Source organism: Brachybacterium sp. AOP25-B2-12 (genome assembly GCF_052378625.1).
In the GTDB taxonomy this organism is placed as follows: Bacteria; Actinomycetota; Actinomycetes; order Actinomycetales; family Dermabacteraceae; genus Brachybacterium.
In genome coordinates, this window is sequence record NZ_JBQSXW010000013.1 from 1 (window position 1) to 14,144 (window position 14,144).

At 67.4% G+C, this 14,144-nt stretch carries 11 protein-coding genes; 3 read left to right on the plus strand and 8 right to left on the minus strand.

What is annotated here, in order from left to right; genetic code table 11:
* Positions 1–245 precede the first annotated feature (245 nt).
* The 6 genes from ACT3TZ_RS10420 to ACT3TZ_RS10445 are packed head-to-tail and all read right to left on the minus strand — an operon-like array spanning position 246 to position 7,971.
* Positions 246–965 carry a hypothetical protein gene (locus ACT3TZ_RS10420; protein WP_444583352.1) on the minus strand — a complete coding sequence of 240 codons (720 nt, stop codon included), beginning with the start codon at positions 963–965 and terminating at the stop codon, positions 246–248.
* Complete coding sequence (locus ACT3TZ_RS10425; RefSeq protein ID WP_444583353.1) at positions 962–1,804, minus strand: hypothetical protein; 843 nt, start codon at positions 1,802–1,804, stop codon at positions 962–964. Before ACT3TZ_RS10425 ends, ACT3TZ_RS10420 begins: the two co-directional genes overlap by 4 nt.
* A 46-nt stretch (positions 1,805–1,850) precedes the next feature.
* On the minus strand, positions 1,851–3,761 hold the full coding sequence (locus ACT3TZ_RS10430; protein ID WP_444583354.1) for a hypothetical protein: 1,911 nt from the start codon (positions 3,759–3,761) through the stop codon (positions 1,851–1,853).
* 9 nt (positions 3,762–3,770) lie between these two features.
* Complete coding sequence (locus tag ACT3TZ_RS10435) at positions 3,771–4,688, minus strand: PD-(D/E)XK motif protein (RefSeq protein WP_444583355.1); 918 nt, start codon at positions 4,686–4,688, stop codon at positions 3,771–3,773.
* 53 nt (positions 4,689–4,741) lie between these two features.
* Positions 4,742–7,489: a Z1 domain-containing protein gene (locus ACT3TZ_RS10440; protein WP_444583356.1), complete on the minus strand. Its 2,748-nt coding sequence runs from the start codon at positions 7,487–7,489 to the stop codon at positions 4,742–4,744.
* Positions 7,456–7,971 (minus strand): very short patch repair endonuclease, encoded by a 516-nt coding sequence (locus tag ACT3TZ_RS10445; protein WP_444583357.1) that lies wholly within the window; start codon positions 7,969–7,971, stop codon positions 7,456–7,458. The genes ACT3TZ_RS10440 and ACT3TZ_RS10445 overlap by 34 nt, the downstream gene beginning before the upstream one ends.
* Positions 7,972–8,104: 133 nt before the next feature.
* Between ACT3TZ_RS10445 and ACT3TZ_RS10450 the strand changes: the two genes are divergently transcribed.
* Entirely contained in the window at positions 8,105–9,313 is a 1,209-nt protein-coding gene (locus ACT3TZ_RS10450; protein WP_444583358.1) for a DNA cytosine methyltransferase, read from the plus strand.
* A 396-nt stretch (positions 9,314–9,709) separates the two neighbouring features.
* Positions 9,710–11,200, plus strand: a complete 1,491-nt coding sequence (locus ACT3TZ_RS10455; protein WP_444583359.1) for a C69 family dipeptidase — start codon at positions 9,710–9,712, stop codon at positions 11,198–11,200.
* Between the two features lie 389 nt (positions 11,201–11,589).
* On the opposite strand, the gene ACT3TZ_RS10460 is transcribed toward ACT3TZ_RS10455, so the two are convergent.
* Together ACT3TZ_RS10460 and ACT3TZ_RS10465 are read right to left on the minus strand one after the other, a co-directional pair.
* The gene (locus ACT3TZ_RS10460) at positions 11,590–12,684 is read right to left on the minus strand and encodes a Gfo/Idh/MocA family protein (protein ID WP_444583360.1); all 1,095 of its coding nucleotides are present in this window, start codon (positions 12,682–12,684) and stop codon (positions 11,590–11,592) included.
* Positions 12,685–12,713: 29 nt separating this feature from the next.
* A complete protein-coding gene (locus ACT3TZ_RS10465) occupies positions 12,714–13,412 on the minus strand; it encodes a ThuA domain-containing protein (protein WP_444583361.1) in 699 nt (232 codons plus the stop codon).
* A 209-nt stretch (positions 13,413–13,621) separates the two neighbouring features.
* Between ACT3TZ_RS10465 and ACT3TZ_RS10470 the strand changes: the two genes are divergently transcribed.
* The gene (locus ACT3TZ_RS10470) at positions 13,622–14,116 is read left to right on the plus strand and encodes a flavodoxin domain-containing protein (protein WP_444583362.1); all 495 of its coding nucleotides are present in this window, start codon (positions 13,622–13,624) and stop codon (positions 14,114–14,116) included.
* The last annotated feature ends 28 nt before the right edge of the window (positions 14,117–14,144 follow it).

The window sequence follows — 14,144 nt, forward strand, 5'->3', positions numbered from 1 at the left end:
AGATTCGTTCGATGACCCACCCGTATCAGCTTCTCAACCGCGCCGGAAGGCCCTGCCTGGTCGGACGTGTCGAAGTCGATGGCCGGGCCATTGCCCATGTCGCCGCCGGGAATTGCACCGCCCTCCCCGCCGCCTCGAATCGGGTCCAGCGCGAACGCTAGAAACCTTTCCCTGCATGGATTCTCAGTGCCGTGGATGAAATAACACCTGACGGCGCCCAGGATGAGGCCGCTCTTGTACCGTCCTCACGACGTGAAATTGCGTGCTATCACTCGTTCCGCAGAATGATCATCGAGCGAGGCGAGGTCGCTGACTCGCAACTCGTACTGGAGCGCCTTCAAGCCGTTCCGAACGGTATCCCTACGGCTCTCGCCCACTGGCGTGCTGCGGATCTGGCGCCCGACCAGCCGCGCGATCCGATGGTCCGCGGAGAGGTTGCGATCGACCAGGCCGACGAGGTCGTCCTCGTACAGGGGCAGATCCGGGTCCATGAGCAGATCGCCCAGGATCCACGAGCGGAGGTAGGCGCGATAGAAGACGTTCCTTCGGCCCGAGAGGTAGCGATCCCGCGGGAGCTTCCCCATCCTGTCCGGGCCGAATCGGCGCACGGCAAGGTCCGGCAGGACCAGGATCGTCAGGTAGGGCCAGATCTCAGGGTTCGACGCCTGGCTGCGGCCGTCCTCTCCGAACCAGTCCGCGAGGAAGGAGCCCACCACGATGTCGAACCGTCGATCACCCTCCCGTCCTCCCATGGGCACTTCCGCGAGCGTGTCGAGAAGCCTGCTCCGAAGCTCTCTCAACCGGTGCTCATCAGCAGGTACGCCTCCGAACTGGTTGAAGCTGGTCCGGGGGTGGAGACCGTCGGCCAGGGGGCGCGGCGATGCGCCGGTGCGGATGAGCTGTTCGAGCTCGGTGAGCGAGGCCACAGCATCCTCCCGGCTGATCTGTGGGTAGATGCGCATCATGGATTCTTCATCTCTCTGCCGAAGGAAAGCGCCTCTCGAGAGCGGGTCACCAGTGAGAGCGGTTCCTCGCGGGCCGCTCGGAGCGCTTCGTTGAGCGGTAGGCCGAGACCCTGAGCAAGGGTGGCGCCGAATGCCGCGAGAGAGACGGGGTCCGATTCAGCCTGGGCCTGCATCCGAGGCAGAGGAACCGCATCGCGCCAGATCGCGAGCTGATACAGGACGGCGAGATGGATATCACTCTGGATCAGGGTGTACATGTCCTCAGCCGCCGTTCCGTCCACGAGTCGGGGACCGAGCTCCGAGTCCGTGTTCACGTAGAGCCGCATGGAGGAGCTCACGCTCCAGTGAGGCTCCGCCTCGGGGCTGATCTCGACTGACCATGGCACATCTCTTCGCCCGGTCTCTGCGAAGGAGATCGCAGTGGTCGGGAAAGCAGCGGTGTCGCTCGCGAGTGCGAGCTTGATGGGGGACGACAGCTGCCAGAGCTTGGCACCCGCGTGGATCGCGGTCGACGGATCCTGACTGCCCGTGCGGCCGGGTCCCACGATCCAGGCGTCCGCGATGAGCTCGACCGCTGCCACCGATCCATCGACCTCGACGAGGGTCTCTGCCTCCCAGATCCCGTCGTGGAGCCGGAATGTGCTGTCCCGTCGCCAGTTCGCCCTGGCAGGCAGGCAGGTCACCAGACCCACGAGCAGGACCGGCTCGTCACGCAGGATGGAGGTCTGCTCCCAGAAGTCGTCCTCCAGGGTCGCGCGAAGGCGCAGGACGATCCGCTGCCCGGTCTCCCAGAGCTCGCTGATCCGCTCGATCTCCGTGGCGGGCTCGATCAGGCTCACGTCCACGTGCACGGCCGATCGCGACGGGGCGAGGAAGGGCCTCGACTCAAGAACGGCCATCGGCGGGCCCTCCGCTCATCGAGATCCTCAGGGCGCGCCGGGGTGCTCCGCTGAACCGCACGTAGGTCATCGCGCCGGTAGGGACGAGGGCCTCGTCTCCATGGTCGGTGGTGCCGGGGCCCCATTCGATGTCGAGCTCCTCGACGGGGATGGGCTCGTGCAGGCCTTCGTCACCGATCAGGCTCGCGGCGAGCGTCACGCATCCGTAGTCCTCCCCTCCTCGCAGGGCGAAGCTGACCTCCTGACGCTGGCGACCGTCCGTGCTGGTGCAGATCAACCTCGGAGCCTCTGCCTCGACGATCCAGGGTGCTGGGCCCGACGAGCGGCGACGGCCGCCCCCGGTCCCCGCCCGGCTCGTGGGGGGCGTCGGAGCCGATATGGGGAGCAGCGCTCCCAGCCGTCGCGACAGTGCCCCGGTGGGCAGCTGGATCCTCTGCGGATCCCGGTCCGCTGAGGGAAGCGCGGCTTCGGGGAAGAACTCATCCCTGATCAGTCTGCTCACCCGAGTTCGGGTGTGGCGGACGATCTTGGCGGACTCGCTGCCGGCACCGTCGCTGACCCAGTTGTCGTGCGCAGGAGGCTCGGCGTCGGCGTATTCAGCGTCGAACTCGTCCGTCGACTTGTAGACAGCGATCCAATCCATCCCGGGCGCCGGCGTGCGATCGACCCAATCCACCGTCGTGACGATCAGCTCTGCCCTGCCCCGCATGAGCGCGATTCTGAGGATCCGTCCATCGGCCGACGCAGGATCCAGGTCGTCCTCCGTCGATGGGGCTTCCATGCTGGGGATGCGCCGGACAAGCGCAAGATGACCGATGACCTTCTGGTACCTGCTCACCTCCAGCACCTTCACGGGGAGCCCGCTGGGTGTCGTCACCGATGAGGACCCTGTCCGACGCATCTCCCTGATCGCGTTGAGCCCAGCGCCCCAGTGCCCCAGCATCCCTGAGGTCTGGGGGTCGAGATCGATCACCCGATCGTGGACTCGCAGCTCGAGCCGCATCGGGGCAGGCATCCCGGGGATCTCGGGAATCATCTTCGGCCAGAGGTTGGCTCGGATCGCGTGGCGGGCACGTCTCGCGAAGTCCTTCTCGACCGCTTCCGGGTCGCTGCTGAGGCGATGCAGCGGATCTGCCTGAGGGTCCTCCGTGTCCTCCTCATCTGTGATGAGGGGATCGAGGATCAGGATGGAGGTCCCGGTCTCGTTCTGCGCGAACCCCACATCGAAGAGCTGCTCCCCGAGCGCGGCGGCCGCCGGTCCGGTCACCGGGAGGATCGAGGTGCCGTCGTCGTCCGATCGGCCCCACCAATGTCTGCCGGTGTACTGGAAGCCACTCCGCTCGTAGGAGCTTCGGAAGGAGGACACGATGAATCGATGCTCCAGATAACCCTCGAGGTTCCGACACCGGGTCCAGTAGATGACGGTCCCGAGCCCGCTGTACGCGAAGGCGGCAGTCTTCCCGAAGCCGTAGGTCCCCCCGGTCGAACCGTCGTTGTGGCTCACGCCGAACTTGAGGATGAGGTCCTGGAATCGGGTGGAGGTTCCTCTGCCGGCCGGAGACAGGTCGGAAGGACCGTCCAGACCGCACGTCCCACGGTCGTAGATCTCGAGCACACGGAAGTTCGAGGTGCGCCGAAGCCCGTCCAGGTCGGTGAGAGGACCTGCGCTGAGGAGCGAGGCGAGGGCCTCGCGGTATTGGTAGGTGGTCCGCCGGAGAGCGATCCCGAAGAGGGGTGCGCTCTCGCCGATCCGAGCGTCCCAGCTGTTCTGCGCCATCTCGCGGATGACAACGGCCAGCCGTGACAGCTCTGACTTCCCGAGCAGTCGATCGCCGCCGGAGGCATCCATGTCCCCCGGGGAGAACCGCTTGGGGAACCAATGGAGAGGTTCGGTCATGGACGGAGGTCAGAGCTCCTCGAGGATCGTAGGGAGATCGAGGGGATCGAGCACGCCCGGGCATGCGTCGAGCCTGAGGGTGTACCGGACGTCATCGACTCCGGACAGCACTGAGCTGTCGATGCGGGAGACGCGGATGCCGGGGAAATCAGGCACGACCTCATGGAGACGTGTCTCCTCGATCGCGAAGCTCCGGTCCATGCTCTCGATCGAGGAGGCATCGTCGCCGAGGGAGCGCTCGAGGTGATCGCGGGGGATGCCTGACAGAACGATGCGGTCGACGAGCTGGGAGAGGGTCGAACCGCTAGCTGACTCGGCCACTCTGAACGCGACGAGATGCAGCCGTCCCGATGCCGGGGGATCGAGCTGGCGGACCCCGTGGATCGTCACGGCCGGTGCCCCGGTCCCCGTGAATGTCTTCACCTCGAGTGCATTGCGCACTGCGAAGTCGTGGCGATTGCTCTCCGGTCCCTTCCACGCGGCGAGTGCGGCCATCGGATCTCGGCGTGCAAGCTGCTCCAGGACGGACAGCTCGCCGAACAGTCCGATGGCCCGTTCCTGATCGAGTTCCCTCCGGGCACGCGCCAGCGCCGCCCGCCACGATCCCAGGACCTCGTTCAGCTCGTCGATGCAGAATCTGCCGGACTCGTCAGCCCGGTCGAGCATCTCGCCGATGAGCGAGAGGAAGGTCCGCCTGAGCCGGGCATCGGTGCACAGGACCTTCAGCCGGACCGCGGTGCCGTCGGTGCCCCTTGTCGTCACCCAATCCGTGCGCAAGGTACGTCCCAAGGGGAGATCGAATCGGTCTCGACCCTCCGGGAGCTCGACGAGCAGACCGATGAGATTGCTGTCGTCCTTGAAGAGGATGGCATCCGATGGTCGCCCTGAGGGGCCGACGAGGACACGCAGCGCCTCGCCGATCTCCACGTGGCTCCCGGTCAGGCGCTGGTAGGCCACTTCGATGCGCAGGAATCCGTTGCTCATGCCGTGTCAACGCGAGAGTAGTCAGGCTCATCGTCGGGCGTGCTGGCGAGCCCCTCGTCGTCAGTGCCGACGTCCTGGAGAGCGGCAGCCCAGTACTCACCGGGGTCCTCGGTCTCGACGCTCGGGAAGACAACCCCTAGCCCGACCAGCGGGCCGCCAGCTCCCATAGATGCACGGGTGGAGGACGAGCTCTCCGGCTGGGAATCACCGTCCACCGCATAGAGGAGCAGCGCTCCGGAGTTCGGACGGATCTCCGATCGAACTCCTCTCATCTGCTTCATGTCGCCCTTCCTCGCGGCCCCGACGATCTCGCGTTCCTCCGTGGAGAGGTCCTCGGTGTCCTGGTCGGCCAAGATCCGGAGATCCAGCAGGTAGTCCTCCGCGGACATCAGTGCGCGGATGTTCACCACATCGCTCCCGTCCGGAAGGTCGACCTTTAGACGGTCCGGCGACCAGTTCTCGGGACTCAGCGGGGCACGGCTGGAGGTGCCGACGGAGAGCCCCCCGGGCAGCTCGACGACGGTGCCTCCTGTCGCCGGCCCGGAGACGAGGACGAGGCTCCACTCGGTATCCGCGCCGTGCTCATGCAGCCAGCGCTCCATCGCGTCGGGCTGGAGCCACCTCTCCGTGGGTGAGACCCAGTACTCCCGGAGAAACTGGACGATGTCTGCGTGGGTAAGGCCAGGAAGGAGCAGCGAGGGGAGCCCGGACGACCCGCGGGACCGCCGCGTCAGAACGGGGCCGCCGTGGCTCTGGACCCGAGCGACCAGCCGACTTGCCGCCTCACGTTGCGTGCCGATGCTCTTCGGCGAGCGATCGAGGTAGATCGTCTGACGACGGGTTCCTCCCAGACCGGCCTTCACGAGATCGGCCGCGCTCATCTTGCCCGCGCTGGTGATCTCGAGCCGCCCGGGATGGCTTCGGACCTTGATCGCGAACTCGCGAGGGGTCTTCCCCTCGCCCTCCATGATGCGGACCTCGTCACGGAGCTGGCTCTCGACGCGTGCCAGGTGGCCGTAGTCGTCCTCGAGCCCCGGGCCCATCCACACACGGACGAGGTCACGGTAGCCAGGACGGAACCCGAACCATCTGCCCATCTGGAGCAGGGTGTCGTAGCTGTTGCTCGAACGGAGGAAGTAGGAGACGACCAGTCCGTCGAGGGTGAGCCCACGGGAGAGCGTGCCGCCACCGACGGCGATGACAGTCTGAGGCTCGCCCTCGGTGTAGACAAGTCGATCCGTGGACTCCCCGTTGTCGATCTTCACGAACGTGGACTGGAGCACGTCCTTCGCCAGGGCCCAGATCTCGTCCCAGGCGGGCATGCGCTCGCCGTCGCGCATGGAGGTCGCCCTGTCGCCCTCCGCATCGAAGACCTTCTTGAAGTTCGGCTCCTGGCTCTCCACGTCGAAGGAGAGCTCCTTGATGAACTGCGAGATCACGTCCTTGGTCAGCCGATGAACCGCGACGAGCTGGGATGTGTGGACGAGCATCGAGGAGTTCCTCGCGCGACCGGATCGGATCTCTCGGATCGCCGTCGCGAGGATGAACCATCGGATCGCCGCCTCCAACGTGGGCGTCATGAGCGGGGAGAAGTCGTCCACGGCCTTTGGCTTGGGGGTGAACACCTCGGCCTCATGCTCGGGGACTTCATGGGAGAGCTCCCGGATGGCCTCATCCTCCGCATCGTCCGCGTCCTGCTTCACGTCGAAGAAGAGCTCGGAGCCCATGTAGAGGTCAGGCTTGGGGAGCACGGTGATGAAGTCATCCGGGTAGAGATCGTGCTCGTCCGAGGGATCGATGAAGACGTTGGCGAAGGGAGTCGCCGTGTAGGCGACGTAGGTCCCGGTGGGAACTGCCTTCCAGATGTCCCGGATCCGCTGGTTGATGGTCGAGACCAGGCCCTTGCGCCCCTGGGTGTTGGGCGTCGCCTGGTCGGACTCATCGTCGATGATCAGCACACCGCGCTTCTTGAGGGTCTCCGGAGGCACGGACTCGAGGAACCTCTGGACGTTCGAGAGCCGCAGCTCGTGCTTCTTGACCACAAGCACTGCGACGTTGGCAGTGCTGTTGAACAGGCCGGGGGAGTTGTCCTTGCCGATGTCGGCGTCGGGGCTCGTGAACCTGTGCCACGCGATGCCCGAGCTGTCTCCCACATCGTCCACGGCGAGGTCGGCCTGAAGCCGAAGCTGCGTCTGGACGCGGAGATTGGAGTACAGGCCGGCGAGGACGATCACGACGCGGTAGCCAGCGTCCACGGCCTTCGCGATCAGGCCGGTGAAGTTGGCGGTCTTCCCCGACTGTACATAGCCGATGACAAGCCCCTTGCGCTTGTCCGCGGGAGCTTTGGGGTTGGCGCAGAGCGAGAGGATCTTCTCGGTGGAGTCGTCGATCGCGTTGATGGCCTTCTGGGGGAGTCCGCTCTTCTCGAGCCTCTCCCGATACTCCGGCCATGCGCCATGGGAGGCGAGGGATCCTCCGTACCACTGTTTCGTCCCACCTGCCCGGCGGAGGGTGCCCTCGAAGATCACGATCTTGTCGATGCCCTCGCGTCGTTCGGTCTCGTACTGCTCGAGCGCGGGCTCGAAGCCGTCGTACATGCGGGAGACGAGTGCTATCACCTCGCGCCTCGCGACGTCCTGGTTCTGATCACCGACGCGGTTCTTCATCAGAGCCTCGAATACGGCTCGCGCATCGTCGAACTGGCCAGGGTTCATCCGGATCTCCCTAATCGTGCCTCCCCGCATATTGCCGGAGTCTCGCTGTGAAGAGTACAGACGCCCGCTGACGATCGAGGCGTGTCCGGAGGACGGGGACCGACCGTGTCGATGATGCTCGACGCGATGTCACCAGGATCCTGGTGCTCCCAATAGCGCTGCACGGTCCAGCCGGCGGCGACAAGTCGCCGTGTCGAATCGAGATCCCTCTCCATGTTGCGCGCGATCTTCGGCCTCCAGTACCCCGCGTTACGTCGGGGCTCCACATAGTGCAGGGGGCAGCCGTGCCAGAAGCACCCGTCGATGAACACCGCGAGCCGCGCCCTCGTGAACACGATGTCGGCGCGTCGGCGACGGTCCGAGTCATCTGCCGGGAAGTCGACGCGGTATCGCAGCCCGGCAGCGTGGATCCGGCGGCGCACGGCGAGCTCGATCGAGGTGTCCCTGCGGCGGTTCGCCCTCATGGTCCTCCGTGCGGCGTCGCTGCTGGGCCTCGGTGCGTCGTTCGACATATCCGAAGGCTAGCGAGTTGATGAGGTCGTTACTCGACATCGTCTGTCGGGGTGCGCTGTGAGTATGCTGCTCATGGGCAGGCCGGGTGTAGGCTGCTGGGGTTCGCGAACGGGTCTTGTGGAGGTGGTAACGGTGGCGCGATACGTCCTCGGTGAGATGTTCAGCGGCCCTGGAGGCATCGCCCTCGGCGCGGAGTTCGCGAATCGACCTCCGGAGATGGTCGGCAGGTCGTCGACCACCGCGCATGGCTGGGCGGTCGAGTACCACTCGGACACCGCCGACACCTATCGGCGGAACATCCCGGGTGCTGATGACTCGACCGTCCACGTGGCCGATGTCCGGGAGTTCGATCTGCGCACGGTCCCGGCATTCGACGCTTTCGCCTTCGGGTTCCCGTGCAACGACTTCAGCACGGTCGGTGAGCATCGCGGGCTCGAGGGTGACTATGGGGCGCTCTACACGTACGGGGTCCATGCATTGGCCTTGCACGCCCCGAAGTGGTTCATCGCTGAGAACGTCTCCGGGCTCTCCAGGGCGAATGGCGGGCAGGCGTTCGCGAAGATCCTGACCGCGCTACGGTGGCCTGGTTCTGCCGCGGTGACGGATCCCGCCTTCGTGTCCCGATATGAGAGCTCGATGGCTGGCATAGACCGAGACCTGGAGTATGACTTGGTCGCGCACCTGTACAAGTTCGAGGAGTACGGCCTTCCGCAGAAGAGGCATCGGATCCTGATCACGGGCATTCGACGAGATATCAGGGATGACCTACCACGAGGATTCCGAGTTCCCGAACCCACCACGGCAGCGCCGTCCATGCAGAAGACTGCACGTCAGGTCCTGGAGCTCGAACCAATCGCACCAGAGGCGTACAACAACACGAGGATCAGGCATCGGCCGTCGGTGGTCGAACGGATCGCGGCCATCGCCCCGGGGCGGAATGCGTTCAACACGGAGTTCAAGGACCCCGCGCTGAAGCTGAACGTCAGGGGTGTGACGCTGAGCAACATCTATCGCCGTCTGGAGCCGGACGCACCTTCGTACACGGTCACCGGATCGGGCGGCGGGGGGACGCACATGTATCACTGGGCCGAACCGCGCGCGCTGACCAACCGGGAGCGTGCCAGGTTGCAGACCTTTCCGGATTCGTTCCGCTTTCTCGGCTCGGAGCCTAGCGTGCGCAGGCAGATCGGCATGGCGGTGCCGCCGGAGGGTGCGAAGGTCGTGGTGGATGCGTTGCTCCGAACACTGGATGGGGTCGCGTATCCATCGGTCGATGCGAGTGTCGACGTCGAGGAGCTCATCGCCTCCTATACGGGCCATCGGGATGGAGAGCTCTGGTGATCGCTGGGCTTCTAAGCCCATCGGCCCGGTCACCTGCCGCTGGCTCCGGATGACGGACCACCAGTCACCTCCGAAGTCAAGGGGTTGTGCGACGACCCGGTGAATCCACCCCTTCTGGGTGAACCTGTTTGCAATCCCGGCGCGGCCGCGGAGCTCCTTCTCGCGGAGTTCGTCGGTGATGGCGCGGGCAGCGGGGCGGGCCGGCCTCTTCTGGAACGAAGGGTTGTTGCTGCAATATTGACGCACTTTGGCGCAAAACGCAGAGGATCGGTTCGAATGCGCCCTCGTTGCTGCATGTCCCTCCCCGCGATGACATTTAATTGCCCCGCCCCTGACCCCACCCGGTCGTAGAGTGACGGAGCCCTCCGCACCCCCTCGTACCAGGAGCCCATCCCCATGCCCTGCACCACCCTGCTCGTCGGCCGCAACGCGAGCGCCGACGGCTCTCCCCTGGTCGCCCGCAACGAGGACTCCGGCAGCGGCACCTTCGACCCGAAGAAGGTCGTGGTGGTGCAGCCGGCCGATCAGCCGCGCACCTACACCTCGGTGATCGGCAAACGCACGATCGAGCTGCCCGGTGATCCCCTGCGGTACACGGCGATCCCGAATGCCCTGCCCGGCGAGGGGATCTGGGGCTGCGCCGGTATCAACGCGGCGAACGTCGCCATGAGCGCCACGGAGACGATCACGAGCAATCCGCGGGTGCTCGGCGCGGATCCGCTGGTTGAGCACGATGCGGCGACGGGGACGCCGGGCGGGTTCGGCGAGGAAGACTTCGTCACCCTCGTGCTGCCCTACATCCGGTCCGCACGAGAGGGTGTCGAGCGGCTGGGGGCGCTGCTTGCCGAGCACGGGACGTACGAGATGAACGGGATCGCGTTCAGCGACGAGCAGGACATCTGGTGGCTCGAGACGGTGGGCGGGCACCACTGGATCGCCCGGCGCGTGCCGGAGGACCACTACGTGACGATGCCGAACCAACTGGGCATCGACTCCTTCGACCTCGACGACGCCGAGGGTGCAGGCGGCAACCATCTCGCGAGCCCAGACCTCCGGGGCTTCCTCATGACCCACCACCTCGACCTCACGCGGCGCAACGGTGAGGACGCGGCGCCGTCGGTGTTCAACCCGCGCCAGGCGTTCGGCTCCCACACCGACGCCGATCACGTCTACAACACGCCTCGTGCTTGGTACATGCAGCGCACCCTCAACCCGGCGGCGGAGGACTGGGACGCAGGCCTGCCCGGCGCGAGCCCCGACTCGGACGACCTTCCGTGGAGCCGCCGGCCCGAGCGCCTGCTCACCGTGGAGGACGTGAAGGACGTGCTCAGCTCCCATTACCAGGGCACCGTCTTCGACCCGTACTCGTCGCACGGCGCCGCGGCGGAGCGTCGAGCGTTCCGGCCCGTCGGCATCAACCGGCACAACGTCCTCGCGATCCTGCAGATCCGCCCGGACCTCCCCGACACCCATCGGGCGCTGCAGTGGGTCGCCTACGCCTCCAACCCGTTCAACACGCTGATCCCGATGTTCACGAACGTCGACGAGGCGCCCGCGTACCTCACGACCACCGAAGCAACCGTCAGCACGGACAGCTTCTACTGGGCCTCCCGCATGATCGCCGCGCTCGCCGACGCGCACTATTCCGAGGTTATCCCCGCGATCGAGCGCTACCAGCAGCGCACCCTCGCCCTCGGCCACGCCACCGTGCACGCCGCGATCGAGGCCGCAGCTTCAGCTGACGGCGCCGCAGTGCCCGGTCTGCTGGCCGAGGCAAACACTGCCGTCGCCGAGCAGATCCGCGCGGCGACCGACGCTCTGCTGGGCGAGGTGCTGTTCGCCGGAAGCAACTGCATGACGAACCGGTTCTCGCGGTCGGACGGGTGAACGCGGTGGCGACGCGTCGGTTCGTCGGCGTCGTCATCGTCCACGGTCTTCCATGGCCGCTGACGCGCGGATCCACGGTTGAGCTCCGCCGTGGAGCAGTCGTTGACGATGCAGACGTAGGCGACTACTGACCGTCAGGGTTCGCCCCGAAGAAGGGAATCTTGCCGTAGGAACTCGTGGGCCAGCCGGGTTGCAGCCGGGAGGGACGTACCGTGCTCGGTTCTCAGCTCCGCACGTAGCGAACGGAACAGACGGTTCGCCGCCAACCTCTCTGATCGGAGTACCGCCGCGTCGTCAGCTGCTCCACACTGGGCTAGATCGGCACGATTCAATCCTCGTTCCGAAGCTCAGGCGACTCCACCGAACCTGGGGCGATTCATCTGACGGCCTCAGTGACCGATGCCGTCAGAGTCCCCCTTGCGCCACCGGACCCCTTGGGGTCGCCCGCACCACGTCGACACCCCCACCTGCCCACCGCTCCGCGCCGCCTCCAACACCCCGTTCATCACCTCGAGCGCGTGCTGCCCCAGCTCCCCGCTCGCCCGGAACCCCTCACCCCGCGCGATCCCAGCCGCCATGTCCTGCAGTCCGATCCCGCGGCCGGCATCCACGTATCCGGCGCTCACCGGCAGCACCTCCCAGTCGGACCCCTCGACCAGCAGCCGCACGTCCCCGTCGAACAGGTTGGGGTCCGGCACGCCGAGGGTCCCCGCGGTGCCGTGCACCTCGATCGGGTGCGCGGTGGTCCCGGCCCCGTCGAACCCCATGACCAGGGTCGACAGCACCCCGGACTCATGCACGAGGATCCCCGTGACGTACGTGTCCACCTCGACGGGGATCACCTCCCCGGCCCGCGGTCCGGTGCCGATGGTGCGGGTGTCCCGGGAGCGCCGCGAGGCGCCGAGCACCGATCGCACCGGCCCCAGCAGGGTCACGAGGGCGTGGACGTAGTACGGGCCCATGTCCAGCAGGGGGCCGCCGCCAGCGCGGTAGTAGAAGTCGGGCTGGGCGTGCCAGCGCTCATGACCGGCCGTGATCATCGTGGCGGTCGCGGCCACGGGCGTGCCGATGCGTCCCGCGTCGATCGCCGCCCGCGCGGTCTGGATGCCGGTGCCCAGCACGGTGTCCGGGGCGCTGCCCACGTGCACGCCCGCCGTGCGCGCGGCCTCGAGCACGGCCCGGCCGTCGGCGTCCGTCACCGCGAAGGGCTTCTCCGCGTACACGTTCTTGCCCGCGGCGATCGCGGCGAGGTCCACCTCGGCGTGGGCGGCGGGGATCGTGAGGTTCAGGACGGTGTCCACGCCAGGATCCGCGAGGAGCTCGTCGACGGTGAGGGCCCGCACGCAGGGCACGCGGTCGGCGACCGCCTGCGCGCGCAGGGGGTCGAGGTCCGCGACGGCCACGAGCTCGACGAGGGGCAGGCGCGGAAGGGTCTCGAGATAGGCGCCGACGATGGTGCCGCAGCCGATGATCCCGAGATGCATCGGCGCCGCGTTCCTCGCGGCCGGGGTGCTCAGCGTGCCGCCCACAGCAGGCCCCTCTCGACGATGGTCCGCACATTCTCGTCCCGCAGCACCTCGGCATCGTGCCCCGGGGTGCACACGAACACGCGCCCGCGGCCCCACTGCCGGGTCCAGATCGCGGGGGAGACCACGGGCCGGTCCCACGGGTCGCCCGCCCGCACCGCCTGGGTGGTGGTCGCCAGCACGTCGCACAGGGCATCGGCCAGCACCCAGTACTGCTCCGTGACCAGCGGGAAGCTCCCGATGCCGCGGGTGATCGGGTGGTCCGCCGCCTCGGGGAGCACGTCGATCGTGTGCGCGGTGTCGCTGTCCCCGGGGCCTCCGGCGGGATCCTGCAGGTCCCGCGGCGGGTGCGCCGCGAACTGCCCGCCCACGAGCTGCAGGTAGGCGGCGCTGTCGCGGTACGCGTCGACGATCCCGCCGTGCCAACCGGCAAGTCCCGTCCCGGCGGCGACCGCCCTCCGCAGGCCCACGACGTCCTCGTCGCGGATGCTCGACATGGTCGCGCACTGCACCACGAGGTCCGTGGCCGCCATGACGTCGGCGTCCGCGTAGACGGCGGGGGAGTCCTCGACGCGCACGGTGAAGCCGTGCTCACGCAGATGGGGGATGAACAGGTCCGTGGTGCCGACCGGGTCGTGACCGGCCCATCCTCCGCGGACGATGACGGCGGTGCGTCCTGGGGACATGTGCGGCCTCCTTGCCGATCCACGATGCAGGGCTTCGAGAAGTCTAGGACGGTCGGCCACGGTGGCCTGTCCCCGGATCGAGGCCCGGTGTCCAGCGGGCCCGGGCCGGGAGCGAGCTCCAAGGTCGGTCCGCGACGGACCCGGGATCGCATCCGAACCCGGGACTGAGGCCCCGCACCGACCGGCGCCGGCCGTGCCACCCTGTCCCCGTGACCACCCTCATCGCCTTCGCCACCCACTCCGGGGCCACCCGAACCCTCGCCGAGCACATCGCCGCGACCCTCACCGCCATGGGCCACCCCGCGACCGCCGTCGACGTGGCCGATGACCCGGATCCCCGCGTCTACGACGCCGCGGTCATCGGCTCCTCCGTCCGCGTCGAGTCCTTCGAGAAGCCCTTCACGCAGTGGGTCACGCGCCACGCCGAGGCGCTCGCCGCACGACCGGTGGCCGTGTTCTCCTGCTCCGGATCGGCCTCGGACCCGGCCAAGGCCGGACGTCAGAAGGCCACCGACGCCTTCCTCGCAGACGCCCCGTTCACACCGGTCGCGGTGCGCAACCTCGCCGGCTGGGTGCTGATGGACCGGATCCCGCTGCACGAGCGGGTGCTGCTGAGGTCCTTGCGCACCCCGGTCGGGGACTTCCGGGATCTCGACGCCGTCGCCGCCTGGGCGCGGGAGATCGCCCCGCTGCTGCGGGGCTGAGGAGTGCGGGGCGTCCGGCGCAGGCCGG

Excerpts from the sequence above, each read along its gene's own strand:
- ACT3TZ_RS10420 (WP_444583352.1), bottom strand. The coding sequence starts at position 965 with ATGATGCGCATCTACCCACAGATCAGCCGGGAGGATGCTGTGGCCTCG.
- ACT3TZ_RS10465 (WP_444583361.1), bottom strand. The coding sequence starts at position 13,412 with ATGTCCCCAGGACGCACCGCCGTCATCGTCCGCGGAGGATGGGCCGGT.
- ACT3TZ_RS10430 (WP_444583354.1), bottom strand. The coding sequence starts at position 3,761 with ATGACCGAACCTCTCCATTGGTTCCCCAAGCGGTTCTCCCCGGGGGAC.
- ACT3TZ_RS10440 (WP_444583356.1), bottom strand. The coding sequence starts at position 7,489 with ATGCGGGGAGGCACGATTAGGGAGATCCGGATGAACCCTGGCCAGTTC.
- ACT3TZ_RS10445 (WP_444583357.1), bottom strand. The coding sequence starts at position 7,971 with ATGTCGAACGACGCACCGAGGCCCAGCAGCGACGCCGCACGGAGGACC.
- ACT3TZ_RS10460 (WP_444583360.1), bottom strand. The coding sequence starts at position 12,684 with ATGCATCTCGGGATCATCGGCTGCGGCACCATCGTCGGCGCCTATCTC.
- ACT3TZ_RS10455 (WP_444583359.1), top strand. The coding sequence starts at position 9,710 with ATGCCCTGCACCACCCTGCTCGTCGGCCGCAACGCGAGCGCCGACGGC.